The sequence below is a fragment of the Bacillus sp. Marseille-P3661 genome, assembly GCF_900240995.1.
Classification (GTDB): Bacteria; Bacillota; Bacilli; order Bacillales; family Bacillaceae_J; genus OESV01.
Genome location: NZ_LT965953.1, coordinates 1,639,731 through 1,666,048, shown reverse-complemented (window position 1 = coordinate 1,666,048; position 26,318 = coordinate 1,639,731). Strand labels below are relative to the sequence as shown.

General features: G+C 35.5%; 26 protein-coding genes and 1 pseudogene. 19 read left to right on the top strand and 8 right to left on the bottom strand.

What is annotated here, in order from left to right; translation table 11 throughout:
• Nucleotides 1-238 precede the first annotated feature (238 nt).
• From C1724_RS07765 to C1724_RS07740, 5 genes are all read left to right on the top strand, one after another.
• Nucleotides 239-877 carry a GAF domain-containing protein gene (locus C1724_RS07765; RefSeq protein ID WP_102346118.1) on the top strand — a complete coding sequence of 213 codons (639 nt, stop codon included), beginning with the start codon at nt 239-241 and terminating at the stop codon, nt 875-877.
• Nucleotides 878-1,023: 146 nt separating this feature from the next.
• Entirely contained in the window at nt 1,024-1,386 is a 363-nt protein-coding gene (locus C1724_RS07760; protein ID WP_102346117.1) for a helix-turn-helix domain-containing protein, read from the top strand.
• Nucleotides 1,387-1,684: 298 nt separating this feature from the next.
• Nucleotides 1,685-3,073: an aminotransferase-like domain-containing protein gene (locus C1724_RS07750; protein WP_142386529.1), complete on the top strand. Its 1,389-nt coding sequence runs from the start codon at nt 1,685-1,687 to the stop codon at nt 3,071-3,073.
• Between the two features lie 111 nt (nt 3,074-3,184).
• Nucleotides 3,185-4,492, top strand: coding sequence for an MFS transporter (locus C1724_RS07745; protein WP_258000303.1), 1,308 nt, complete (start codon nt 3,185-3,187; stop codon nt 4,490-4,492).
• Between the two features lie 518 nt (nt 4,493-5,010).
• A complete protein-coding gene (locus C1724_RS07740; protein WP_102346114.1) occupies nt 5,011-5,457 on the top strand; it encodes a peroxiredoxin-like family protein in 447 nt (148 codons plus the stop codon).
• 84 nt (nt 5,458-5,541) lie between these two features.
• Here the strand turns inward: C1724_RS07740 and C1724_RS07735 are convergent, their stop codons facing one another.
• Nucleotides 5,542-6,489: an L-lactate dehydrogenase gene (locus C1724_RS07735; RefSeq protein WP_102346113.1), complete on the bottom strand. Its 948-nt coding sequence runs from the start codon at nt 6,487-6,489 to the stop codon at nt 5,542-5,544.
• 683 nt (nt 6,490-7,172) lie between these two features.
• On the opposite strand from C1724_RS07735, the gene C1724_RS07730 reads away from it, so the two are divergent.
• A complete protein-coding gene (locus C1724_RS07730) occupies nt 7,173-7,559 on the top strand; it encodes a hypothetical protein (RefSeq protein WP_102346112.1) in 387 nt (128 codons plus the stop codon).
• Between the two features lie 136 nt (nt 7,560-7,695).
• Nucleotides 7,696-7,962, top strand: a complete 267-nt coding sequence (locus tag C1724_RS07725; protein WP_102346111.1) for a hypothetical protein — start codon at nt 7,696-7,698, stop codon at nt 7,960-7,962.
• Between the two features lie 90 nt (nt 7,963-8,052).
• Here the strand turns inward: C1724_RS07725 and C1724_RS07720 are convergent, their stop codons facing one another.
• A complete protein-coding gene (locus tag C1724_RS07720; protein WP_102346110.1) occupies nt 8,053-8,487 on the bottom strand; it encodes an Rrf2 family transcriptional regulator in 435 nt (144 codons plus the stop codon).
• A 199-nt stretch (nt 8,488-8,686) separates the two neighbouring features.
• On the opposite strand from C1724_RS07720, the gene C1724_RS07715 reads away from it, so the two are divergent.
• From C1724_RS07715 to C1724_RS07705, 3 genes are all read left to right on the top strand, one after another.
• Nucleotides 8,687-9,559, top strand: a complete 873-nt coding sequence (locus C1724_RS07715) for an SDR family oxidoreductase (protein WP_102346109.1) — start codon at nt 8,687-8,689, stop codon at nt 9,557-9,559.
• 282 nt (nt 9,560-9,841) lie between these two features.
• Nucleotides 9,842-10,504, top strand: coding sequence for an HAD family hydrolase (locus C1724_RS07710; protein ID WP_102346108.1), 663 nt, complete (start codon nt 9,842-9,844; stop codon nt 10,502-10,504).
• Nucleotides 10,505-10,815: 311 nt separating this feature from the next.
• A complete protein-coding gene (locus C1724_RS07705) occupies nt 10,816-11,178 on the top strand; it encodes a hypothetical protein (RefSeq protein ID WP_102346107.1) in 363 nt (120 codons plus the stop codon).
• A 314-nt stretch (nt 11,179-11,492) separates the two neighbouring features.
• Here the strand turns inward: C1724_RS07705 and C1724_RS07700 are convergent, their stop codons facing one another.
• Nucleotides 11,493-12,902: an IS110 family transposase gene (locus tag C1724_RS07700; protein WP_102344753.1), complete on the bottom strand. Its 1,410-nt coding sequence runs from the start codon at nt 12,900-12,902 to the stop codon at nt 11,493-11,495.
• A 761-nt stretch (nt 12,903-13,663) separates the two neighbouring features.
• The gene (locus tag C1724_RS07695; RefSeq protein WP_102346106.1) at nt 13,664-14,152 is read right to left on the bottom strand and encodes a pyridoxamine 5'-phosphate oxidase family protein; all 489 of its coding nucleotides are present in this window, start codon (nt 14,150-14,152) and stop codon (nt 13,664-13,666) included.
• A gap of 435 nt (nt 14,153-14,587) precedes the next feature.
• Between C1724_RS07695 and C1724_RS26270 the strand changes: the two are divergent.
• A pseudogene (locus C1724_RS26270) lies at nt 14,588-14,726 on the top strand (hypothetical protein).
• A 34-nt stretch (nt 14,727-14,760) separates the two neighbouring features.
• The gene (locus tag C1724_RS07690) at nt 14,761-16,002 is read left to right on the top strand and encodes a DUF4153 domain-containing protein (protein WP_102346105.1); all 1,242 of its coding nucleotides are present in this window, start codon (nt 14,761-14,763) and stop codon (nt 16,000-16,002) included.
• Nucleotides 16,003-16,076: 74 nt separating this feature from the next.
• Here C1724_RS07690 and C1724_RS07685 read toward each other — a convergent pair whose 3' ends face one another.
• Nucleotides 16,077-17,027, bottom strand: a complete 951-nt coding sequence (locus C1724_RS07685; protein WP_102346104.1) for a hypothetical protein — start codon at nt 17,025-17,027, stop codon at nt 16,077-16,079.
• A gap of 623 nt (nt 17,028-17,650) precedes the next feature.
• On the opposite strand from C1724_RS07685, the gene C1724_RS07680 reads away from it, so the two are divergent.
• The gene (locus C1724_RS07680; protein WP_102346103.1) at nt 17,651-18,982 is read left to right on the top strand and encodes an alpha/beta hydrolase; all 1,332 of its coding nucleotides are present in this window, start codon (nt 17,651-17,653) and stop codon (nt 18,980-18,982) included.
• A 402-nt stretch (nt 18,983-19,384) separates the two neighbouring features.
• Here the strand turns inward: C1724_RS07680 and C1724_RS26040 are convergent, their stop codons facing one another.
• Together C1724_RS26040 and C1724_RS26035 are read right to left on the bottom strand one after the other, a co-directional pair.
• A complete protein-coding gene (locus C1724_RS26040; protein ID WP_258000302.1) occupies nt 19,385-19,930 on the bottom strand; it encodes a DUF3231 family protein in 546 nt (181 codons plus the stop codon).
• Nucleotides 19,931-20,021: 91 nt separating this feature from the next.
• Nucleotides 20,022-20,393: a DUF3231 family protein gene (locus tag C1724_RS26035; protein WP_258000301.1), complete on the bottom strand. Its 372-nt coding sequence runs from the start codon at nt 20,391-20,393 to the stop codon at nt 20,022-20,024.
• A gap of 495 nt (nt 20,394-20,888) precedes the next feature.
• Here C1724_RS26035 and C1724_RS07670 point away from each other — a divergent pair, with 495 nt between their 5' ends.
• From C1724_RS07670 to C1724_RS07650, 5 genes are all read left to right on the top strand, one after another.
• Complete coding sequence (locus tag C1724_RS07670; RefSeq protein ID WP_102346102.1) at nt 20,889-21,371, top strand: DUF2975 domain-containing protein; 483 nt, start codon at nt 20,889-20,891, stop codon at nt 21,369-21,371.
• 10 nt (nt 21,372-21,381) lie between these two features.
• Entirely contained in the window at nt 21,382-21,603 is a 222-nt protein-coding gene (locus tag C1724_RS07665) for a helix-turn-helix domain-containing protein (protein WP_102346101.1), read from the top strand.
• Nucleotides 21,604-21,727: 124 nt separating this feature from the next.
• On the top strand, nt 21,728-22,492 hold the full coding sequence (locus C1724_RS07660; protein WP_102346768.1) for a DUF817 domain-containing protein: 765 nt from the start codon (nt 21,728-21,730) through the stop codon (nt 22,490-22,492).
• Between the two features lie 226 nt (nt 22,493-22,718).
• A complete protein-coding gene (locus C1724_RS07655) occupies nt 22,719-23,480 on the top strand; it encodes an isoprenyl transferase (RefSeq protein WP_102346100.1) in 762 nt (253 codons plus the stop codon).
• 488 nt (nt 23,481-23,968) lie between these two features.
• On the top strand, nt 23,969-25,018 hold the full coding sequence (locus C1724_RS07650) for a DUF3231 family protein (RefSeq protein WP_258000300.1): 1,050 nt from the start codon (nt 23,969-23,971) through the stop codon (nt 25,016-25,018).
• Between the two features lie 208 nt (nt 25,019-25,226).
• Here the strand turns inward: C1724_RS07650 and C1724_RS25525 are convergent, their stop codons facing one another.
• Nucleotides 25,227-25,385: a hypothetical protein gene (locus tag C1724_RS25525; RefSeq protein WP_180994168.1), complete on the bottom strand. Its 159-nt coding sequence runs from the start codon at nt 25,383-25,385 to the stop codon at nt 25,227-25,229.
• A 617-nt stretch (nt 25,386-26,002) separates the two neighbouring features.
• Between C1724_RS25525 and C1724_RS07645 the strand changes: the two genes are divergently transcribed.
• Nucleotides 26,003-26,272 carry a spore coat protein gene (locus C1724_RS07645; protein WP_258000299.1) on the top strand — a complete coding sequence of 90 codons (270 nt, stop codon included), beginning with the start codon at nt 26,003-26,005 and terminating at the stop codon, nt 26,270-26,272.
• Nucleotides 26,273-26,318: the final 46 nt, after the last annotated feature.

Below are 26,318 nucleotides of genomic sequence, written 5' to 3'. Positions count from 1 at the left end.
TACGGTGGTCCTCAACAAGTAAATAGTAAAAACGGGCCAGTGTACCTGTCCCTCTGGCTTGCCTCTGGTTGTATTAATAGGTAAATAGTATATCTTATCTTTACATTTACAGTATTATCTTGCCTGTTTTTATAATATTTGGTACGCTTAAAGCGTACAAAATATAATCGTAATATTCGTCCTTATTGTACAAATTTGGTAAAAGTACCTTGTTGAGATTATAAAATGGAGGAAATTAATGAAGGATAAGAATATAGTAGTCTTTATGAAAGATTTTGCCACTAACAAAAAAATAAAAGATTTGCTAACAAAAATTAATCCCTATCTTGCCAAAAAAGAGAGTAATCTTCGAATCCATCTAGAGTCTTTAATTAATAATGGAATTACCGATGAACAATTTATGGTAATAGATGCAAAAATGAAGTTAGGGAAACTATGTATTGATTTAGAAGAATTAATACCTAATAGTTTTGCTACTATTCTTTTTTATGTGAAAGAGGAAAATCGTATCTATCATGGAGCTGCGCCGAATATTCCTCTACACTTTTTTGATTTTTTTAATGAGATAAATGATAAGCAACTGTTTCATGAAATGGTCTGTGGAAGAGCTATTGCTTCGAAAGAAATTGTATACTCTGATATTTTATCAGATCCACAATGTATTCATGAGAGACATTTCTCTGAAGAAAGAGGTTTTCAATCAGTTTTGTCAATTCCTTTTTTTAAACATGATTCAATAATGGGCACATTTGCACTTTTTCAAACTATAAGAAAGAAGCCGAATAACATTCAAATTGAGCAAATAAAACAATTGGTTTTGGATTATGAAGATGAAATATATAGATTATCTAATAACTTAATCTCCACAGAGACATAGCTTATCTTCTGAATTTTTTACTATAATCGGGAAACCTTATCATAAACTTTGCTATTTGTGTTTTAAATTAGTATACATATACTCTTTTTGTAGAATTCTGTATATAAAATCAGTTTTAAAATGCAGATGAAAGTAGTGGGCGAAATATGTATGGTAAGCGATTAAAAGAACTTAGAATAGAGCATCGGTATACGTTAGAAGATGTTGGCAAAATTATTGGAATAAAAAAATCCAGCTATGCATCCTACGAAACAAAATACCGGCAACCACCATTAGATAAGTTAAAAAGTTTGGCCAAATTATATGGTGTATCGGTTGATTATATATTAGGACTTACAGATGAGAGAAATATTGAGGTGTCCATTCAAAATAGACTTAAAGAAGAGTGTAGTAAGAGAGGACTTCATTGGGATGGAATTGAAATGCCAGAAGAAGTTATTCACCTTATAGAAAAAGTGTTAGAAGAAGTCACAAAAGTTCATCAGAAAAACCAAAATGCTTGTAAGTAAGAGTAGCCGCTACGGTTTCTCTTTTTTTAATGGTAAAAAGCTTGAAAACTTTTGAACTAAGACTGTATCCGATCTTTGTGCACGCAAATCTGATACAGCATCAAAAATATATGAACTTTCCAATGGATAATAGAAGGGAAATTCCTCTAATGCTGTAAGGAGCACTGCTATCAATCCGCTGAAGGGCATTAGAGAAATAATGTCCTAATACTAACCTGCCCTAGTGCAATTAAGGGACAAGGGGTTATAATAAAGGATGCTGAATTATTAAAAAATTGTATAAAAAAGGATGCATATCATGCCGATTAATTCTTTTGAAAATTATCCGATGAGCTGGAAACCATCGATTGATAAAACTGAAAAGCCAATTTATCAAGCACTCGCAGGGCAATTGGAACAGGATATTTTAGACGGAGTTTTATTACCTGGTACAAAACTTCCTCCACAGCGAGAACTGGCAGATTATTTAGATTTAAATTTGAGTACCATTTCAAAAGCGGTTAAAATGTGTGAGTTAAAGGGCTTGTTAAGTGCCACTGTTGGAAGTGGCACATTTGTATCGTATGATGCGTTATCGAATTCGTATTTACTTGAAGATAAAAAGCCGAGACATTTAATTGAAATGGGAGCGACACTACCAGATAATGCTTCATACGAGCCACTACTACTCCAATTGAAAAACATGCTACAAGAAACCGATTATGAAAAATGGTTTAGTTATGGTCGTGCAGGCGAAAGCCTTTGGCAAAAGGATGCAGCTATAAAGTTAATCCGAAGAGGTGGGTTTGAAACAACAGTTGATCACATTTTATTTGCAAATGGGGGTCAAAATGCGATTGCTGCCACACTGGCTAGTCTTTGCAAGCCTGGAGATCGCATTGGAGTTGATTATCATACTTACCCTGGTTTAAAAACTGTTGCAGCGATGCTTAGTGTGCAATTAGTACCGATAAAATCAGTGAACTATGAAATGAGTCCCACTGCCTTGGAATATGCGTGCAAAAATGACAATATTAAAGGCGTTTATTTGATTCCAGATTATCATAATCCGACAGCTTGCTTTATGTCTGTCGAGAATCGAAAAGAGATTGCAGCAATTGCCAAAAAGCATAATCAGTTCATTATTGAAGATGCGTCGTATCATCTCCTCAACAAAGAACCACTTCCAGCAGTTGCATCTTTTGCACCAGAACAGGTCATCTACATTGCGAGCTTATCGAAATCAATAGCGCCGGGGTTACGACTCGCCTATGTAGCAGTTCCGAGTCAATTTAAGGAGCCAATTTCAAAGGCACTTTATAATTTAAATGTATCAGTTTCCCCGTTACTAGCAGAACTGGGTGCACGTACTATTGTATCGAACCAATTTGAAGTCTTAATTGAGGAGCATCAAAAACAAACTATTCGCAGAAACCAAGTCGTAAATCGATATTTGGCAGACTATACGTGTTTAGGTGTTGATACAGGCATCTTCCGTTGGTTGTTATTACCTGGAAAAATTACAGGTGCTGAATTTGAAAAGTTAGCTGCACAGCAGGGGGTACAAGTGTATGCAGCTGAACGTTTTGTAGTTGGAAATAGTTGTCCAGAGAGGGCTGTAAGGGTTGCTGTCTGTGCACCGGAAACGATTGGAGAGCTTGAGCGAGGATTAATTATCCTTAAACGTTTACTAAGCGGTCTTAGCTAATATATTGTTCGCCATACAATTATAGCATTGTATGGTTTTTTTGTGCGTGTTACGATGATTCATATCTATTTGGAGCTAAATAAGTAATAGATTAGAAAGGTGGGATAGGTTGTGTTACCTAAAGAATATGAAAAAGTGTTTGACGTTCATTCATCTAAGTTAAAAAGCTACATAAATTCTTCAGATAAACAACAACAATTATATAAAAGAACGTTAATTGTTGTTGTTATATCCCAAATTTTTGGTGGAGCAGGACTTGCAGCAGGAATAACAGTGGGGGCACTTCTAGCTCAAGATATGTTTGGTACAGAAAGTATAACAGGAATTCCAACGGCGTTATTTACTTTGGGGTCAGCAGGGGCTGCACTCCTTGTGGGACGATTTTCTCAGCGATTTGGTCGTCGTACTGGACTTACCGTAGGATTTTTGGCTGGAGGTATCGGGGCCATAGGAGTAGTTATTTCTGCATTAATGAATAGCATTCTACTTTTATTTATTTCATTGCTTATCTACGGGGCTGGAACGGCTACAAACTTACAAGCACGCTACGCAGGAACTGACTTGGCAAACTCAACACAAAGAGCAAAGGCTATTAGCATGGGCATGGTTTCCACCACATTCGGTGCTATTGCAGGGCCAAATCTTGCGGATATAATGGGTGAGTTTGCGTCATCCATAGGAATTCCTACCTTAGCTGGTCCGTTTATATTAGCTGCTGCAGCGTATATACTTGCTGGTTTAGTTTTATTCTTTTTACTTCGTCCTGATCCCTTTATTGTTGCAAAAGCAATATCAGATGCTCAAACAACAAGCGGTAATTTACCTTTAGGGGAACAGTCTAATTCGTCATCGATCAACAGGCGAGGGATTTTTACAGGGGCTGCAGTAATGGTTCTAACTCAATTGGTGATGATGGCAATTATGACAATGACACCCATTCATATGGGACACCATGGACATGGTTTGGATGAAGTAGGACTTGTTATTGGATTTCATATAGGTGCTATGTTTTTGCCGTCGTTAGTAACTGGTTTTCTTGTAGATAAAATTGGCCGTTCTGTTATGGCAATTGCTTCTGCCATTACGCTACTTGTTTCTGGCATTTTAGCTGCTATAGGACCTGCGGATTCAATGGGTGTACTCATAACAGCACTTGCTTTACTTGGGCTTGGCTGGAATTTTGGTTTAATTAGTGGGACAGCAATTCTTGTAGATTCAACTCCACCTTCTACAAGAGCTAAGACGCAGGGCTCTGTAGATGTTTGTATTGCTTTGTCGGGAACTTTAGGAGGAGGCTTATCAGGAATGGTTGTAGCACATTCTAGTTATGCAACTCTTTCAATTGTTTGTACTGTGCTTTCATTACTGCTTATTCCCATTGTTATTTGGGCAGCTAGCCAATCTACTAAATTTGAATAAATGTTAAGGGGGAAAGAATTCATAAATTCCACTTCTGAAAAACTATAGATCGAAATGATGGTTCATTCTAAAGTTTTAAGTAGGGAAGATAAAGTAGAAATATATAGGATAGTGAACAGAACATTGGAACCATTACTTCGCTAACATGTGTTTTTGCTAAATATTAATTAGCTGAAAATATGTAAGCTTTTTACACTACAGGAATGGTTTCCGTTTCTTAACTCTTAAAAAGAATTCTGTGAAATGCAATAACTACTGGGGGCGATGGTTTAATTAAACCGATCGCTTAATATACAATCGAGGTAATAAATAATAAAAAAGCAATACTAAATTCTGAACCTTTTGTAATAAAATATATAAGATTGTGATACTATTAATCAGGTTTATTCTCAAGTTTGAGGAGTGTTGAGATGAATTACAGGTTTGTTACTGAAGAACAAAATGTGCAAGTTCTATTGTCTGATTTGATTAAGGAAAAACCTATTCTTTTAGTATTATTAAGGCATATAGGTTGACCGATTTGTCGGAATTTCCTCGCGCAGTTGCGTGAGCAGGTAGATACTATTCAAAATAAAGGAGTATCGATTATCGCTGTTGTTCCAGCAGACTCAGATCAAATAAAACAGTTTTTAAAAGTCTATGGTCCTTATCCTTATAAAATCTTAGGTGATCCAAACCTCAATGCATATAAAGAACTTCCACTAAAGCGAGTTTCTATTGTAAAATCAGTAAAAATAATGAGCCAGTATCTTTTTGCTGGGAGAATACGAGAAATTTTCCCGAAAGATCCTGAACAAATGAAAATCGTGAAAAACGCCATGTTTCGACAGGATGTATATCAACTAGGAGGAACGTGGCTAATTGATACCTCAGGAGAGATTCTTTGGCAACATATTGACTTAGAACCTGCCGACCATGCCACAATCCCAACCATTTTACATGTAATAGATGAATTCATTCGATAATAACGAGGGAGAACCAGAGGGACAGGTACGGTGGTCCTAAGCAAGTAAAAACGGGCCAGTGGACCTGTCCCTCTGGTTCTGTAATTAATCGAGTATAGGTTCCATTGTTTTCTTTAATACTTGTACCGAATGGTCGAACTTCTTTTTCTCTTCCTCATCTAAATCAATTTCAACTACTTCTCGAATACCTGACCGATTTACGATTGCAGGAACACCAATAAATATATCCTTATGACCGTATTCTCCATCCAAATAAGTCGAAACAGTCAATACTGAATTTTGGTTTTCCAAAATGGCTTTTGTGAGTCTGACTAACCCCATTGCAATTCCGTAATACGTGGCTCCTTTGCGTTTGATAATGTGGTAAGCTGCATCTCTCACATTAATAAACAATTCCTCTAAATCGCTTTGGTTGAAGTTCTTTTTCATCCGATTCCAATCTGCAATCGTTTTTCCTGCGATAACTGCGTGACTCCAAACTGGCAATTCTGTATCGCCATGCTCGCCGATAATATAGGCATGAACATTTCGTGTATCCACATTAAAATAATCCCCCAACAAGAAACGAAAGCGAGCTGTATCTAAAATAGTTCCTGAACCAATTACTCGTTCTTTTGGAAAACCTGAATGTTTCCAAACCACATAAGTTAATATATCAACTGGGTTCGTTGCTACTAGAAAAATTCCATTAAAGTCATTTATCATAATTTCATCAACAATATTTTTGAATATTTTGGTGTTTTTTTCTACTAAATCGAGACGAGTTTCTCCAGGTTTTTGATTCAAACCTGCACACAGAACAACAAGATCTGCATCTCTACAATCTTTATAATCTCCAAACCATATCTTTGTTGGTGCGGGGGCAAAAGGTAGTCCGTGATTTAAATCCATGGCATCTCCTTCTGATTTTTCCTTGTTTAAATCGATTAATACTAGCTCTTCTGTTACGCCCTGATTCAACATAGCAAAGGCATAACTAGAACCCACAAATCCTGTTCCGACCAAGACAACTCTGTTTACGCTTCCTTTCATATGAACCTCCCTTGAACATTTTTTCTTTTTTATTCTCCCCTTGATCTTTACTATCATGAGAACCTTGGATATTTTTGTTATCTGAAATGACTTTTTACGCGATATTTAATTAATCAAGTTTAGTTTGAAGTTATTATTAACGGTTGGTCACTTTCAAAACAAATTATATCGCAAGAAGTGTACTAGCTAGCATGTTCATAGGTTTTGGCGTCATTATAAATAACCTCATTCCTGTTACGATTGGAAATTTGATTGGCGGAGAATTCATGATGGGTATCATGTATTACCTTCATCGAAGAAGAAGCATAACATACAATCTAAGAATCTAAACAACAGATTTCTCTATTAATTTTGTTGTTTTTCTATGTTGGTTTTTTTCTATAGCGATTTAACAAAGTAATAGATATTTTCCCCACGTATTCATAGGTGTGTATGGTTTTGATTGGCAGATTTTTAAGAGAAAGGATTATAGCAGTTGGTTTATTATTAATTTTATGATTGTACTTGGGATGTAACCAGAGGGACAGGTAGGGTGGCCTTCAACAAATAGAACGGGCCAGTGGACCTGTCCCTCTGGTTCTCGCGGGATAAGTAGCTGTTGTTGTGGTAAAGGGTAGAATAATGGATTGGTTGAATTGTAACTCTTTTAAAGTTAAGTCGTCTGTTATTCTAGGAGGTTCGTAATGAATTTTGCAAAAATCTTACCACTACTTTGTTTCTTGAATATCTTTTTTGCTGGTTGTAATAGTGACTACTCACGCTTAAGTGGCCCATCTACCGGCAACCCAAGACCAATAGATTATCTAAAGTACGAAAATGCTGATATTTTTGTACTTGATGGGTATGTTTTTTCAAATGCACAAGATGTGGAGTGGGTAACAGAATTGGAATATGAATTAGGTGAGGAAGTTGGTGTAATTACGAAACAAGCAGATAGGACATCCCAATTTAAAGATGGGGCAGCGAACAAATTACCAATGGGAACAAAGATATTCGAAACAGATACACCAGCATACATAGCAATAGTTAAAGGAGAAGAGATACCATATTTAAAAATGGTAGAAGGTTAATATGTTTATTGAATATTATCGACGTTGTTAATGCAGAACAAGCTAAAATTGCTGAGGCAGCGAGGGCGTTTAGTAAAGCAGGAACGGTAATTTTATTTTTGATTGTTTTAAAATGTAAAATTGTTGGGGGGTATATATGGGTAAAAAATACTTACTACTCTTGACTTTCGTTTTTTTATTAAGTAGTTGTGGAAATAAAATCGAATTAGAACAAGCTAAGGAGATTGCATTAAAGTATGTTCAAGAGGGAAATACGGATACTTGGTATATAAGTAAAACAGAACGCAAAAATGGAAATTGGATCATTCATACTAAAATCCTGGGTAATGATTGTATTGAGAAATTCATTTATATTAATAAAAGGGACGGCTCAACATCTAATCGAGGTGGGAGTGTTTGTTAAGCTAAGGGGGAGTATTCTTCAATAATGAGAATGGCTTTTTCTTATTGATGTTGAATATCAATGAAAAAAGACATTCGATCGGAATGCCTTTTAACAGAAATTTTCTTTAGTAGCAATATCCTTCACAACATCATCTAAAGTAACATTTCTTAGAACCTTCTCCATTGCCAATTGTGCTGCTGTGAATATTGGTTCAATTGTATTCTGGATGTTCCTACCTACGGGACATTCAGGATTTGGATTTTCATGTAAGCTAAACAATTCTTTCTCCTGTACAACATTCACTGCCTTATAAACGTCGAACAGTGTAATATCTGATAATTCCTTTGCGAGTTTGGCTCCTGCAATACCTGGATGTACCTCTATCAAGCCAGCTTTTTTTAACATCCCCATTAGTTTTCTGATCACGGCGGGGTTCGTGTTAACACTTGAAGCTAAAAATTCAGAAGATGCTACTCTTTCTTTATTTAATTCAATTAGAGTCAATATATGAACTCCAACAGCGAATCGGCTGCTGATGGACATGTTCAGTCACCATCCCTATTAACTATTCCTTTTTAAATTAATTTCATTATCATGTAATTAGTTTGATTACAAGTATAGTATACCAGTTTACAAAAAAATTATATACTATACTACCTGTTGACAAATTGAATACAGGTAACTAAAATAAATACATGTAATCAATGTTGTTACAGGTAAAATTGAATGGGAGGAATTTAAAATGAAAATATTAGTTACAGGAGCTACAGGTAAATTGGGTTCAAAGGTTGTAGAATCATTATTGAAATCTCTTCCTGCAAGTGAGCTGGCAGTAAGTGTTCGAAATCCAGAGAAAGCAGAAGGACTTCGTGCTCGTGGTGTGGAAGTTCGTCATGGAGATTTTGACCGTCCAGAAACTTTAGAACATGCTTTTTCAGGGATTGACCGCTTATTAATTATTTCTGCCGATGGCGACAATGAAACAAGAATTCATCAACATACTAATGCTGTTCGTGCAGCTGAGCGTGCAGAGGTAAAATTTATTGTTTACACAAGCTTAGCAAATGCAACAGAAAGCAAAAATTTAATGGCTCCTCCTCATAAAGCGACAGAAGCAGCAATTATAAAGACGGGTATCCCATATTCTTTCTTGCGTAACAATTGGTATTTGGAAAACGAAATCGGCAGCATTCAAGGTGTTATGGCAGGTGCTCCATGGGTAACGTCTGCTGGAGAGGGTAAAGTAGGCTGGGCACTACAACAAGATTACGCAGATGCAGCAGCAGCGGTTCTTGTTGGAAAGGGTCACGAAAATACAGTGTATGAACTATCTGGTCCTCTTTTAACTCAAGAAGAATTAGTTTCTTCTCTAGGAAATGTATTGGGTAAAGAAATACCTGTCCAACAAGTAAGCGACGAAAAGTATGAAGAGATCATGAAAGGCTTAGGTTTACCTGATTTTCTGATTCCAATTGTAGTAGGAATTCAAGAAAGCATTCGGAACGGTACACTAGAAGTTGAAAGCAATGATTTTGAGAAAGTTCTTGGTCGCCCAGTTACGCCAATCAGCGAAGCACTGATACAACTAGTTCATTCAATTTCACAAACAAAATAAAGGCTGCTGCGAGTTTTGAAGTTAACGGTAACAGATTTATAAAGTATTTATATCCTTTTATTGTAAATTCTAGATTTAATAACGAATAAAAGCTCAATTTCTCTATTTTTAGAAAGAGAAATTGAGCTTTTTTATTGAAATTACCTTAGTGTTGTATTTGAATTCTTGGCGCGACACACTATAAAATGTTTAGAAATATTTTAGTAGTTTAATATTGCAAGGATTAAACGAAAATATACTCTTTGTGGTAAAATTTAGTTAACTACTAGAAAGGAGTATTACATGGATAAGTATAAAGTAATTTTATTTGATTTAGATGGAACTCTTTCTGATCCAAAAGTAGGAATAACTAAATCAGTTCAATATGCGTTACAAAAAATGGACATTGTTGAATCTGATCTTGATAAACTAGAATGTTTTATTGGACCACCATTACATGTGTCATTTGCTGAATATTATAACTTTGATGAGGTTCAGATACCTAAAGCAATTGATTTTTATAGGGAGAGGTTTAAGGAAAAGGGAATGTATGAGAATGAGTTATATTCGAAGATACCTTTACTTTTAAAGTCATTAAAAGAACAAGGGTTTACCTTAGTTGTAGCAACTTCAAAGCCAACTGTTTTTGCTGAGAAGATTCTTGAGCATTTTAATATTGATCAATATTTTGAGATGATAGTAGGGAGTTATCTTGATGGAACAAGAGCTTCAAAAACTGAAATTATACAATACATACTAGGTAAATATAATGAACATAAACTTGGTGACTTCATTATGATAGGTGACAGGAAACACGATATTATTGGTGCTTCTAATACTGGAATTGATTCTATTGGAGTTACTTATGGATATGGATCATTTGAAGAGTTATGCCACTCAAAGCCTACACATATTGTGAATAGCGTTGCTGAGTTAAAAGGTGTTTTGCTGGAAACAAAAGTTTAATAAATTACATTTCTGTGAATGAGTTATTTATTTTAGATTAAGAGTATGAATATATATTAAGTTAAACGGGTTGTAAAATAGAAAAGAGCAACAATGGAGCCGAAAACGGGGTGTGCCTAGTTGATTGAATACCTATATTATTAGTAGTGTTGACTTTCGTTCTTCGAAGGAAACAAAAAACATGAAGTTAACGGATCTAATTCAGGTTAGCCAGTTTTAATAGTTGAAAAAAGAAAAAATGGCAGCGGTTACCCTAAATTCCTTCACTACACGTATTATTGAGACAGTTTATTGTAAAGGAGTGTATATTGATGCCAATGGAGCAAGAAGTATATCCAATGTTAGTTTGGGGATTTTCATTTTTTATGGTAGTTTCATTAATCACTGTAATTACATTGAGGATAAGAAATAAAAGTTATAAAAGTGCATATAACCTAATTATTGCACATTTTGTTATTTTTTCTTTTGCAGGAATTGCACTTTTAAATGCTATGAAAGTGAATTCAAATACGCATCAATCAATGGCTTCAGAGGTCGCTTCTATGCGTCTAGGTTCAGCAGGAATTTTGTGGGCAATTAGTATGATGTGTTTATTGGCTGGATTAACAAAGTTTAATTCCGGGTCGGAGGGACAGCGTATAATGGTAAATAAGTCAAGGGACATTTTTATTTAAAAAAGGCCGACCTTAAGTAAAACCTACAAATTCCATTTTTCGTAAAGTTCAACTATCACAGAAAAGTATATATAGAGCTCCTCTAGAACGTGAAAGGATCTTGCTTTTTTCATCCTACAGAGATACTGCCTAGCGATATAAACTTTGATTTTCACGTATTATTCGTACTTATAGGACAAGATCCATAACGCTGTCCCACGAGGTCATTAGCCTCAGGTTCGATGACAATGTGATCTAACGTCCTAGAGGAGCTCCATTTTTCTAGTAAAACAAGTGTTAGTAAAGTAATTTTTTTATGACAACTAATCTTTTAACTATGCTGATAGGCCACTTGATAACGAGACGTGCTTTTCATAAAACTTTTTTACATTTTTAGTTCGTAGCTTTTTGCTTAATTCTTTTAATAACACATAGTTTTCTTGTCTTGTTTGGTATAAAGTTTGATTACGAATCATTGAAAAGGCTAGACGAATCATTCGATTTCCAATGGCAATATAGGCTTGACCGGTTAATTTACCTCTATCTTTTAAAGCTAGATATTTCTCCTTCATTTCAGGATTGTTGGTAGACAAGGATTTTCCCACTTGATATACAATATTCCTAAAAGGTCTCCTCCCTTGTTTAGAAATACCATAATACGTCGGTTTTCTACCGCCGGATTGTTTGACAATCGGATTCGTCCCTGCCATCTTTATAAGTTGCCCCGCGTGAGTGAAATCGGAGATTTCCCCCATTTCTGCAAACAATTCAGCCCCGGTCACAACCCCAATACCTGGTACACTAAGAATCATTGCACCTTCTGTTTCTACGAACAAATCTTCAATCTTTTCCTCTAAGACCTTGATCTGTTCCTTTAATAAATCCAATCGATCAAGTTTTTGGGTCAGAAGAAATAGTTCCACTTCCACATGGTCTTTTGATTGAGAAATGGATTCTTTCGCAAACTCTACTAAGGTCTTTATACAATCGTCTCTTAATTTAAGGTTTTCACGAATAGATAGTTTGCGTAAGCCTGCCTCTCCAAGGGCTAGTATATCGCTTGGATGCGGGTAGTTTCTCATCATGAAGAGGGAGGCTTTACCAAATAGATCAGAAAAGGGTTTTATATGTTCACGCTTTCCCTTAATCCATATACTTTTTCCTTGGTACTCCCTAAAAATATGGTCCATGTGCATTCTTATAAGATTCTGCGTCATGGTTTGTTCGTTTACCAATTCACGACGAGCACGTGTTAACTTTTGTAAAGTGTAAACTTTACCAGAAGATAGTTCACTAGACGTCCCTCGACCATGAAGGATAGATTGTACAATAGCCATAAGATCTAAATTATCTGTTTTCGCCCAATTTAAGAGCGCTTGTCGTTCTTGTGCGGTTGTGGCTGCATTTATGATGCGTACATGATAACCTACAGTATGACATCTCCGTACCAGGTCCTCGTAATAGTGCCCCGTTGTTTCAATACCGACAATCACTTTTTCTTTCCCATGTTTCTCTTTTTCAATTTCAATGATTCTTTTAATAGCGTCAAATCCCGTCATGGATGCATCAAACTCAAAAGGTTTAACAAGTATATCCCCATAAAAGTTACAAACCATTGCCTTATGAGTAAATTTAGCTGCATCTATTGCCACGACTAATAAGTTCTCAGTTCCAATGTCTCGCAAAAATTGTGCCCATCGACTTCCTTTTTTTCCTTGAATATGATTCAATGATGTATATACCATCGTTTTCATCTCCTTTGGTCGGGATAGTAATTGGAAGTTCTGTGATAGGTACTTCTATTTTACAATGAAAACGGTGGTCTTTTTATTGTTTTTGAACTATTTACTATACTAGGTACCTTGACCCATTAGATTTAAGGGCAAGTGATTGTCTCGATGTGAAGTTAATTGGTCAACAATAGGGCTCTTATTCAGTGCGAGATAAACTGAATAAGAGCCTATTTTAATGTAAAAAATCCGCCTACTAAATGCGACCAAAGAAAACAGATTCCCAAACGGTTGTTTCATAATAAGATGTTTAAAAAGAACACAAGATATTGTCTATAGTCTATTTCTTACGCGAGCTTTGTATAGGAATGGACTTAACCATATAAAGATAGAAGACTAATACTAAATCAGGTGATGGTATGACTAAATCTTTGATTCATCAAATGAATCTAGAAGAGGAAAAACTGATGATGACATTGTTTCACCTCCCATGAAGAATTATGTGGCAATCAATTTATGCAATTTTAGTAAGATTAAAAATCACAATAGTGTGCAATTAAATATATTACGTTGTATAAGATGTAATATTTATAGGAATTTACTTTGAAATTCTTAATAAATAAGCGGGTCACGGCAGTGAAGGAACGAAACTGTGTATATGGTTATTTGTAACTAATAGTAACAACTCAATTCTTTTTAATAGAGCTACAAATGGATTAACATAACTCAATATTGCAAAAAGGATTGTCCTAAAATCAGACAACCCCTTTTTGTTGTTAATTATTCAATTCCAACGTTTCATTAATGTCTGTCGTGTTAGAACTTTGCCCTGTTAACCGTTTGTAGTAAAAGGCAATCTTTTTAATGAAATCTCCTTCTTCCCAATATTCGGCTGCCTCCACTTTTACCTTTATTAAGATAACGTTAGGATCATCATAAGAAGTTTGCATAATTTTCTCGTGTATCTTGCTCCATAATTCCTTTTTCTTGTCTAAATCTTCAACGATTTCCGCTCTTCCACGAACGGAAACATAGGATTTACCTACATATGCAACATTTACATCTTTATTATGTATTATTTCATCATATTTTTTCGTCTCTTTTTTAGTGAAAAACCATAAGTCACCGTCAAACTCTACTTCTTGTGTTCTCATGGGACGAGAAACAAGCCCTTCTTCAGTAGCCGTAGTTAACATGGCCGTGTCTATATCTTTAATTAAATCTCTTAATGTTTCCATTTCAGCTTGTTTCATCATGTTTGACATTACTATCACCTCTTTTATGGTATAAACTACCCCCTAAACCAACTTTTATTCAAGTATAGCGGATGACTAAACTTACTCTAATAAAATGAAAGATACAACCCGAACGAATAGAGTAGGTAAATTTAAAGGTCACAATAATTTACGAGTTGCTGTGGAGTCTCTTTTTACAATCTGAGGAGAAACTTAGCTGTACAAGTTATATAGTGATTTAAGATTATTTTTTGTGTGAAATAAAAACCTACAATAAAAATTCTGTTTAAATTAATAAAAAATTATTGTAAAACGATAAAGTATATATTAAAATCAAAATTAAGTGAGGTGCTTTTAATGGAAAAAGTAACAACGTGTTTCTAAAAATATAGCTGCTATTCTTTTGGTGTCCCAATCTTGCTCTGTGTATCTTTTTGGAGACTGAGAGGTCTTAATATTGTTGTAATGTTTGCCAGAAACAACAGGAAAATAAGCAAAACAGAACTTTCGGAGAAGGTTAGAATAACAATGGCGAACCTTTGGATCGATATTGAAAAATGGAAAGGCAAAAACAATTGGTACTATAGAGACGAAGTCAGTTTGAAAATAAACTTAAAATTATTAGGGGAGATAGAAGGATGGTCAATTTAATTATTGAAAATATAGCTAACCCTCATGAGCTGGAGAGAATATATAGAAATGACCCGAAAGCATTTAAAAAGTCATTCTCACAAGCATGGGAACAAAATCCTGATTCACAAGTACTTGGCGTTTGGTATGAAAGATTGCATTTCAAGGAGAATGCAAATACAGAAAAGTCTTTCTTGTTTCAAAAAGGTTTTTTATTCATGGGCATTTTAGCCATTCTAGCCGGGATCAGCAGCAGGGTCATTTTCCACTTTGTCGAACAGGGAGCAATTGCTCCAATTAACCTCGCTTTTGGTATAATCCCGTTTATTGCTGCCTATTTTGTTTACAAAAATACTCCGAACAGAAGTGTTATTTATTCCCTTGCAGCGCTGTTCCTAATTTCAGGGATTTATCTTAATATGCTGCCTTTAGATAATAGTGACAGTATTATCCTTGCTTATTTACACCTTCCTATAGTTTTATGGGTATTGGTAGGGCTTGCATTTACAGGAAATGACTATTCAAAAAGCAGTATAAGATTAGCCTATATTAAATTTAATTTGGAATATAGTATTCTCTACGCAGCCATGGCAGTTAGCGGAATGGTGCTAGCAGCAGTAACCATGCAGTTATTTAGCTTTGTTGGCTTAGATATAGAAGACTTCTATTTTAGTAATGTCGTTTTATTTGGTGCTGCCGCTCTTGCTATTGTGACTGCATACCTAGCATCACTGAATCTTAAACTTGCTAAAAATATTACACCGTATCTAGCTAAAATTTTTAGTCCTCTTGTTCTGGTCACATTGGTGGTCTATCTTATAACCGTTATATATGTCGGAAAAAATCCATTCTTCGACCGCAATTTCCTGTTAGCCTTCAACGGAATACTCCTTGGTGTATTGGCCGTTACCATATTTTCTATTACTGAGAGCGACTCAGACGAGAAAAAGAACCTTTCAGATTATATAAATGTTGCCTTAATTGTTCTTGCGCTGATCATTGACAGTGTGGCGTTGTCAGCCATTGTGTTCAGACTTTCCTCCTATGGGATTACGCCAAATAGACTTGCTGTTTTGGGAGTAAACATACTGATCTGGGCAAATCTAATTTGGATTATGATAGCCTATTTGCGTTTTCTACAAAACAAATCCGGACTTTCAACTATCCAAGATGCCGTTACTAAGTATTTGCCAGTCTACGGACTATGGGCAGCTTTCGTTACATTTGCTTTTCCTATAATTTTTAATTAAGAAGGGCCGGAGGGACAGGTACCTTGGACCATTAGATTTAGGTCAAGGGACCTGTCCCCATGTCTTTTGTAATCTTATCCTGGGAAATCGGTTAGATCTTTTCTATATACATCTACCTCGTCGGTTAATGTATCATTATTATTTGATAAAACTTTAAGAAAGCCATCCAGCATATCTATATAGTTACTGTTATTATTTTTTTCTTTTGTGACAGCATCTTCAAATACAGCCTTCGCCTCAGGATCAACTTTTTTAGTGTCGTAATCAAACAAAGGTGTATTATTTAGTCCAAAGAAAGTAAACATTTTATACGTATTATAAAGCTCAGTCATCTCAGCCACTCTTTCGGAATTTTGATAATGCACCAAAAATGCTTCTTGAGCTAGTGCTCTTTCAACAATATCGCCCCAGTTAATCATTAATGCACCGTCTTTGGCAGGTACCTGATTTGATTCAGTAGCCATAATTTCAATATAATCCTGTATTTCCATAGTGGCTTTTGAACTATATGTTTTATAAAATTGATAATCTATTATTGGAAAATATAAACCCTCTGCTGTTTCAATCTTATAACCGCTGTTTTTTGCTTCTTCAAGCAATGTTTTTAATTCTGTATCAGTAATGTTATCGATTTTTCTCGTATCAACAATTCCTTCAAAAAAGTCCCAAAATTTCATCTGTATATCTTCGTCAGTGGTAAACTTCTGTTCGAATTTTGGTAAATTATTGATTTGTAGATCTTCTAATGCCAAAATCATGGCAGAAACTTTTTGTGATGACACCTTAGATACGTTGTCATCCATAAATTGAGTAACCTCACTGATCTCAGGGTTTTGAGCCATGAAATTTCTAAAATCACTTATCACCTGTTCATCATTCGCTTGTAAATTCTCCTCTGGTTGAACAACCTTCACTGTTTCACCGCCGCTATTTTCACTTGTTGATTGATTTACCAAAGAACATCCAGCAGAAAAAAGTAACAACGAAACTAGCATAGAGACAGTCAATTTTTTTTGATTAAACATCTCATCACTCCTTCCCAATGAAAAAGACGTTACTATCACCAAAAAGGTTACAAAAATATCGAAGAACCAGAGGGACAGGTAAGGTGGCCCGACTAGTAAGTAGTAATAAACGAGCCAGTGTACCTGTCCCTCCGGCTTGTCCCTCCGGCTTGTTTTGCTCGTAGGTCAAGGGACCTGTCCCCATGGATTTGGAAATGGGGTTTTAGGGCCTATTTTTTTTATGTGTAGCTCATGGTAATATTTGTATATAGTATTTTTCGAAATAATATAAATATTAGGATAATTAACAATCATTAATGCTAGTAGTCTGACGTTATGGAGGATCAAGCCAAATAGTCAAAGGCAGCGTTGTCGAAACACAGTTGGGTGCTAGTACATAAGGAAATACCTGTATCTCAGAGGTGGATATTATATGTCTATATTAATATATAATGTCGGTTTATATCCAAAAAAATAATAGATTGGAGGGGGTAACAACTAGATACATAGGGTTTTAATAGAGACAAGAAAATGGGGTTTTAGAACTTAACTTTTTTGTTCATCACACTCGGATAGGGGAGCTAAGGCAAGAAAGACTTTATTAAAAACATTGAATTTAAAAATTTCCTAAGAGGAGAAAAGAAATGAAAACCAAAAATTCGAGAATTTTATATTTGATTTTGACTTTAATTTTGTTAATTACAGCAATGGCTTCCCCTGCAATGGCAGCTAATAAAAATGTATCGGGAGTAAAAGAAGGGGCAACTGTTAAAGTGGATAAAAAATCACCAACAGGCTATACCGCTACTTTTGTATACAAGGATTCTTTAGCTGATTATGTAGTATTCAGCGGGGATTTTAGATTTTATAAACCCGAGGAAAAAGATCTAAATAAATGGTATTCACCTTACGATTGGGAACCAGGTATGCTCCCAGCTAAGACAGCAAGATATGAAGAGAACATGACAAGGATTGAAGGTACGGATTTGTGGACAATTAGTATGCCAATTCCAAGTGGTTCTTTTGCCTACCAATATCAGGTGGCATATGCATTTAATGGAAATGACAAGGCAATCGATATAACAATTCCAGATCCGGCTAATATAGCACCTTTAAGCAATCTGGAGCGTTATCCTAAAGAACATAGTATTGTCTACGGGCAGTTTGATAAGCACAAGCAGGTAACAGATAATTCAATTTTACTTCCAAGAAAAGATGCAAAAGTTGGAAAAATTAACTATGTTCCAATCACGGATATCAATGGAGATAAAAAATACTTAGGCGTCTACCTCCCATATGGCTATGACAAAAATAGAGAAGAGCCTTATAAAGTGATTTATCTTTCCCATGGTACTGGTGGAGATGAAACAGAGTGGTTCGCACTAGCAAATGCAGGCAATATTATGGATAATCTAGTTGCAGAAGGTAAGGCCGAACCTGCATTAGTTGTTGCTATTGACAATAACGATTATCCTGAACTACCATCAGTGCTGCATACATCTGATACTCCGTGGAACACCAAAGAAGGAGATATATCGGATACTCTATGGAATTACTCAATGATTAACCGAAATTTCTTTAATAACGTTTTACCGTATGTAGAAGAAAATTATAATGTTTCAGAAGAAAGCAAGGATCGTGCCTTTGCTGGATTATCAAGAGGTGGCTACTTAACTTCTATCCTATATGCTGAGCATCCTACAGAAATCGGCTATTTTGGAATACTTAGTGGCGTTTGGCAGGGCTTTGTTGAACCTGGTGCTTTAGATAATTATGACAATCTGGATTCTCCAAAAGTGATGCTAGGATATGGGGAATATGATAATGTTATTAGTCAAGAAAACATTCATACTTTTAATGAAAAACTAGAGGAATTGGATGTTGATGTGGTTGAGCATCCTGTGTTTGGAGCACATGACTGGTTTGCATGGTCTAAGCTATTTGAAGATTTTGTGCAAGATTTCGTATGGAAATAAGATAGAGATGAATAGACTTTTAAAATTATAGCCAAAATATAAAATGCTGCCATTGATATGGAAAAAATATCGATGGCAGCATTATTTATTGATAGTTACATTGTATAAGGGTACATAAGGTCAATGAATCAAATCTTGCCATACAAGTTCAATGAAATATTTATAGTTCTAAAAAACGGTATGTGTAATTAAGTAAAAGTTATGTTATTGAAATTACAGACATCAGTAACGACCACACTCAAGGAAAATATAGCTGGCACTGTGCACAACAAGACGCAACATATCATTATAGAAGGAGCAATTAAAGCAACGAGAAGACATTCGGTCCCATTGCTTTTTAATAGTTAGTTCCTTATATGTAATATGTAATTAACTTTAATCTATGATTGTTTTATGATCTTATTAATTGTCCTTTATAATCTGGGGGCGGTCCTCCATTTGGGGAGGTTGCTCAAACCAGCCGTATTTGATTTTTATCTCAATTCCTTCTTGTGCATAGAAGTATATATCTTTTGCTAGTAGCATGGTTTTCATCGCGATATCATTTCTTAAACTAAAGAATGCACCCATTCCGCCGCCTACAAGCGAAAACCCATTTAGTATGTAGATACAATGCATCATTAACTTGTCCGAAAAAGGAGGAACTGTTGATGGGGTTACCGTAGCTCCAGAGGTCGCGGAAAGTTGTACATCATCTTCTCGAAGTATTTCTTCCATTATTTTAATTTGTTTCTTGGCAAGTTCTTTTCCTTTTAAAAAATATTGTTTTGCATCTTTGTTTTGAGCACATTGTGCAAAACCTGTAATAAGTTGCATGCCAATATTATTTGTCTCAAGGTTATGATGAATCATACCAACTTCAAGATCAGTAAGAGCTCTTCTTTCGCCAATTAATTTAAACCCTTCCATAAACTTTTTAGATTTAATGAATTCATTATTTATAGGCATTGATACTTTGGGTGGCAGTGAAAGAATCCCTTTTTCAAGTAAATATAAGGTTGAAAGTTTATAGATTTTTTGAGTGACTGTAGTTAGTCCTTCAAAAAATGGCCATCACTTTTTTATTATATGTCATATTCATACCTAAGGTGTAAAGCCCCATGCTTACTTCCTTTAAAATACGGACAAACATAATATCAAAACCATTGTCGTATAACTTAGGAGCACTCAAGTTAACATCTGCTGATGTAAATCCAATAGGTTTAACCATTCCTTGTTCGGAAAATAATTCTTCCATCTCTTTAACATAAAAGTTTAATTCCTGCCACAATCCTCCCAAAATATTTCTTGCTTGCGGGTCATTTGACTTTTTTATAAAGTATTCGAGAAATCTCATGATTAAAGTTTTTTCTTGGTATGTTTGCCAAAGAGAGCCTATTTCGGATACATTTATAGGATTTGTTAAGATCAAATTTATTACCTCCTATTAAACAAAAAATAGAACAATTGTAGAAAAAACTATTATTTAATTAGCCAATTAAACGAAGGGAAATGTTCCCTGTCATGCTATTATTACCATTTGGTTAAATATATATTTTAAATATTAGTAACAGACTTAAATGGGATAAAGACATAGGTCAAACCAAGGGCGGCTTTAGCGGAAGAAGGAGTTTTTGTGGCTACATTTTACGCTATTCAAGTTGTGGAAGTTTTTATATCTTTTGGGAATATAAATAAAGATAAGGAACACAATTCAAAGATTTGAGGCTTTACTGTATAAAATGTGTTAATTGAATAGTTTTAAGCCACAGAGAGCATTTCTTTTATAATAAGGAATGCTTTTTGTTTTGTCTAAAACCAACTTAAGATCGCAATAAAAATATTATAAAATTAAATAAAAGTTTATTGTAAAACGATAAAAAGTGTGTTAAATTCAAAATGACAATAAATGAGTGAGGTGCTTTTTATGAAACTAGTGTCAACTTTATTTTTAAAAATATCTGTTATTCTTTTAGGATTACCAGTTCTTGCTTTGTGCATCTTTTTGGTGCCTGAGATAGGGGATGTTACAGGGCAAATGCTGCCGGAGTATGCGTATATAAAATATCTTGTTTCCATCGTTTTTTATGCATCGGCGATCCCTTATTACTTTGCTTTATATCAGGCTTTCAATCTTTTACGCTACATTGACAAAAATAAAGCTTTCTCGCAAATTTCTGTAACAGCTTTAAAGAAGATCAAATACTGTGCTATCACAATCAGTAGTTTGCATGTCCTGGTCTTACCAATCTTCTATATCTTTGCGGAGATCGATGACGCTCCAGGTGTCATCTTCGTCGGATTGGTTGTTCCTTTCGCTTCAATGGTTATCGCAGTCTTTGCAGCTGTTCTTCAAAAACTTTTACAAGAAGCAATTGATATAAAATCTGAAAATGATTTAACGGTCTGAGGTGATTAACATGGCGATTATAATAAATATTGATGTGATGCTAGCGAAACGAAAAATGAGCGTAACTGAACTTTCGGAGAGGGTTGGAATCACAATGGCTAATCTTTCGATATTGAAAAATGGCAAGGCAAAAGCAATCAGGATTTCAACTTTAGAGGCAATATGTAAAGCGTTAGAATGCCAGCCTGGAGATATTTTAGAGTATAGAAGTGATGAAGACACTCAAGGGTAGTAAAAAAATGGGTATATTTGACACGAAAAGGAAAAGTAAGATGTCATTTTCCTCTATATCAATGAACCAAATTTTGAGAGGGGAGCTACTCATGAATATTACCATACTAGTATGGAAACAAATCATGAGAGCATTCAAACAACTCGTTCGTTTTGGTTGGGAGCAGGCCCTATCATGTGTGTTTCCTGTTGTTATTTTTGCCTCTTTGGCTTTGACACAAATCTTGCCACTTCCTTTCCTACCACGGTATGACTGGCTGCTGATCATCTGCCTTCTGATGCAGTGGTGGATGGTGCGTTCTGGACTTGAAACACAGGATGAACTAAAAGTTATCACATTGTTCCACCTTATTGGCCTAGCTCTTGAACTCTTCAAGGTGCATATGGGCTCCTGGTCTTATCCAGAGGCAGGATATACCAAAGTACTTGGAGTGCCTTTGTATAGCGGATTCATGTACGCAAGTGTGGCGAGTTATCTTTGTCAGGCATGGAGGAGATTAAAGGTTGAACTTATTAAGTGGCCGCCGTTTTTAGTTGTAGTACCTCTTGCTGCTGCAATTTACTTGAATTTCTTCACGCACCATTATTGGATTGACATCCGTTGGTGGTTATCTGGGCTTGTCTTAATCGTCTTTTGGCAATCAGGAGTCACATACGAGGTTAATGGAATTCGTTATCGTATGCCACTCACACTTTCATTTGTGCTCATCGGATTTTTTATATGGATTGCTGAAAATATTGCAACGTTTTTCGGAGCATGGGAATATCCAAACCAAACCGATGCATGGAGTCTTGTCCATCTAGGAAAGGTGAGCTCATGGCTTTTATTAGTGATTGTTAGCTTTCTTATAGTTGCGACGTTAAAGCAGTTTAAGGGAAAATTTTCATGAAGGTAGATGTAGTTCAATTTCAACTGTAGGATGATGTTTAGAAGACGACAAAGGATCATGTCAGCATGATTGAAGAACTTAAAAATGAAAGAAAAAGAGATTCTAAGAGTCATAAGGACGTCTGAATTATATTCTGACAATATGCTGTATATGATCCCTACCTGCAGTGCTGAATGGTGTGCGGAGGGGATTTGGATAGATTACAAATATTTCGGGAGGATAGAGAATGTCAATGAAAATTCCTTTTTTTAATAATAAACAATCGGAAACAACCTTCCATTATCCGGAAGGTAATATACCGGCTCATATAGCCATCATTATGGACGGAAACGGACGCTGGGCAGGGAAGCGGGGAATGCCCAGAATTGCTGGTCATAAAGAAGGGGTATCTACCATCGTTAGAATTGTTAAGGCAGCAGTTAAATGCAAGGTGAAGGTTCTGACTCTTTATGCGTTTTCCACGGAAAACTGGAAACGTCCACAGCCCGAGATAGATTTTATATTGAGACTTCCCAAGGACTTTTTACATATTTATCTGCCAGACCTATTATCCAACAATGTACGCATTAAGGTTATTGGTGATATGGGAAATCTTCCAGTCAATACACGTGAAACCTTACAGTATGCAATGGACCGTACAAGTGTCAATGACGGTCTTCAGGTTAATTTTGCGCTTAACTATGGAAGCAGACACGAGATTATGCATGCCATGAAAGGGATGCTCGCGGATATAAACGAAGGAAAGTTGTCATTGGATAAACTGGATGAACAACAGTTTTCAGACTATCTGTATACAGCTGGTAATCCAGACCCTGATCTGCTTATTCGCACCGGCGGGGAAAACCGTCTGAGCAATTTCCTACTCTGGCAGTTAGCGTATACGGAGTTCTGGTTTACCAATGTGCTTTGGCCGGATTTTTCAGAAAAGGACTTTCTGCATGCACTTGAGGAATACCAGCAACGAAAGAGAAGGTATGGTGGAATATAAGGTCTGAAGGATACATCGAGTCACAAACAATACATTTCTTGTGAAGAATCAGTTCAAAGGTTCAAAGAATTCCCTTGGAGTGAAGGGGTGATTATTGAGGAATGAGTATAATATGGGCTTGCAGGGCAGAGGAGTATTTCATCCTCTGCTTTCAGTTTTTAAAAGAACAGATTTCAAACAAAATCATTAGTAATACGATAATTACGATTGAAAAATTATAGGTTTAGGCAGGACGAATATGATGAAGTGGTAATACCGTATACATTAAAGTATAGAACGGAATTTTCTATCCAAGTTTTGTACTCATACTGCAATTCAATCCGATTAAAGTGAAGGAAAATTAATTCTACAAGGAATGAACCGATTACCCTTTTAGCTTTGAAAATTAGCCAGTGGACCTGTCCCTCTGGCTTTCCTAGAGTTGTGTTGAATTAAATTATTTTCCTTTGGTTACTCTAAACAAAAAGAGCAAAAAAAGGGGATTAGTTATGACTGCCGATAAAGAATTAAATCCAATGAATGTGATGAAATCACTAAGTATAAGTGCAAAAACAGGAGATGAGAATCAACCTTTAACGTCATTTGAAATGGGTAAGCTTTGGGCTGCTTTTATGGGAAATAGTATGTCCATTCAAATCTTAAGTTATTTTCTTCAGCATTGCGAAGATGAAGATATCCAGAGACTTTTGGAAAATGGGTTAGCTTTAGCAAAGGATTTCACGCAAAGGATAGAGGTTTTTTTTAACAAAGATTATTTCCCAATACCTAGTGGATTTTCTACAGATGATGTAAACCTTGGTGCCCCTCGTTTATACGAAGATGAATTTTATGTTCATTATTTAAAATATGCTGCTAAAGCAGGTCTTAGTATTTACGCAGTAGCAGTTCCCTTAATAATGAAAGAGGATGTAAGAGAGTTTTTTGTTTATTGTAATCAATGTACGACAGTCTTTTTAGGGCAAATTAATAATGTTTTAATGGGAAAAAAGTTAATTGCAAAGCCTCCTAGCCTCCCTATACCAGAAGGAATTGATAAAATTGATAAACAAAGTTACTTAAATGGTTTTTTGGGAGAAGTAAGACCTTTACAGGCATTAGAAATCATACATCTTTGGGATAATATCGAAAATAACACAACGAGTAAGGCGTTGTTATTTGGATTTTATCAGACCGTTAAAGATGAAAAGATAAAGGCTTTGTTTAAACGAGGTATAAGCATGACTGATAAAGCACTGAAACAGTATAAGGAAAAGCTACACATTGAACACATGCAATCACCATCCTACTTAGAACATTTAGTCACAACAACTACATACCCTCCTTTTTCTGACAAAATAATGCTTTTTCATAAAGTGGACATGTTCGCAATGAAGATAAGGTCATTCGGAAACTCACTGGCAGTAACTGCAAGAAGAGATATAAATATGTTATATATAAGAACTCTTGTTAACATCGGAGCATTTGTTGACGATGGTGTGAATATTTTAATCGATAAAGGTTGGTTGGAATCTCCACCAAAAGCCCATGACAGAGTTTAAGTATCCATTTGACTTTGAACAACTTACCAAATTGTCATTGCAACGGTTCCATCTTATTCATTTAATACTTATAAATTTTGTGTTAAATGGAATGTTAGTTGAAGAGAGAGCGTTAATAAGCCTGTATCAAAAATTAATTAGTAATCTACGATACAGGCTTTATCTTTCGATGAAAAACTCTACCTTGTATTTAACACAGAATGGTTTTTTAATCTCGCATTGCTCCAGCCTCACGGGATGTCATTGCACCTTGTCCTTCGCTAATATCTTTTTGAATTTCTTGTTTTACTTTCTGAGCATCAGTTCCTGCGAAACCTGGTTTCATAATAGAACCGAAATTATCTTTAGCTTGTTGAGCTTGTTGCATTTACATTTCCCCCTTTAATTTCTGTTTAACATTTTTATTATGTACAAAATAACTTTGGGCTTATCCATAAAGATGGTTTTTGCACCATCGGTGCGTTCAAGCGGTAGTTTACTTAGGATTACGTTAGGAATTATTTCGTAGTTCATAATAAAATAAAGGAAAGGTGCAGGGTCTGCACAAATTGTACTTTTTCGAAATATAGGACAATAGAGACATGAAAGGCTAATTCTTTCTAGTTAACTACATATTTTGTAATTCTAGTATTCTATTTCCGGGCAACAGTCAGTTTGTTCACTCTTATTATCCTGTAAGAATCACGAGAACCGTCCCCGTGAGACCATTTTATTTCTGTATAGGTAAACACACAATTTTTGAAGTACAAGTCTATAGACTAATAACTAATGAATAAGATGTATTGAAAAATTCGAGAAGTGATATTTTGTATAAGCAGACGAATAAGGATATTAGAAAAGTATATATGGACATGGCGTTATTTTATTCGGTACCATTTGAATCAATAACTTATTTAGACGAATGACAATGGATTAATACTTGAATAAGCTTATGCAAAATTCAATCGTTCACTTGCATTTAAAAATGAAACGAGGCTGATTAAAGTGCATTCTATTTATTATAAAAATCATAATCCATATCATTCAACTGACGAAAGATTTGGATTAGGCGGACTCGGGTCCGGTTTAGGTTTTTTTCCAGGTTTAGGTTTTGGTCGACCAGGCTTTGGAATAGGTAGACCTTTTGGGTTTGGATTTCCGTTTTTAACTGGTTTAGCCGCAGGAGCACTATTAACTCCAAGACCATATTATTATCCGTATCCTCCATACCCATATCCACCATACCCATATCCTTATCCTTATCCGTGGTGGTAAAAATATAAATTTGGTTCCTGTCTCCCGGTACGTTAAAGCGGTAGTG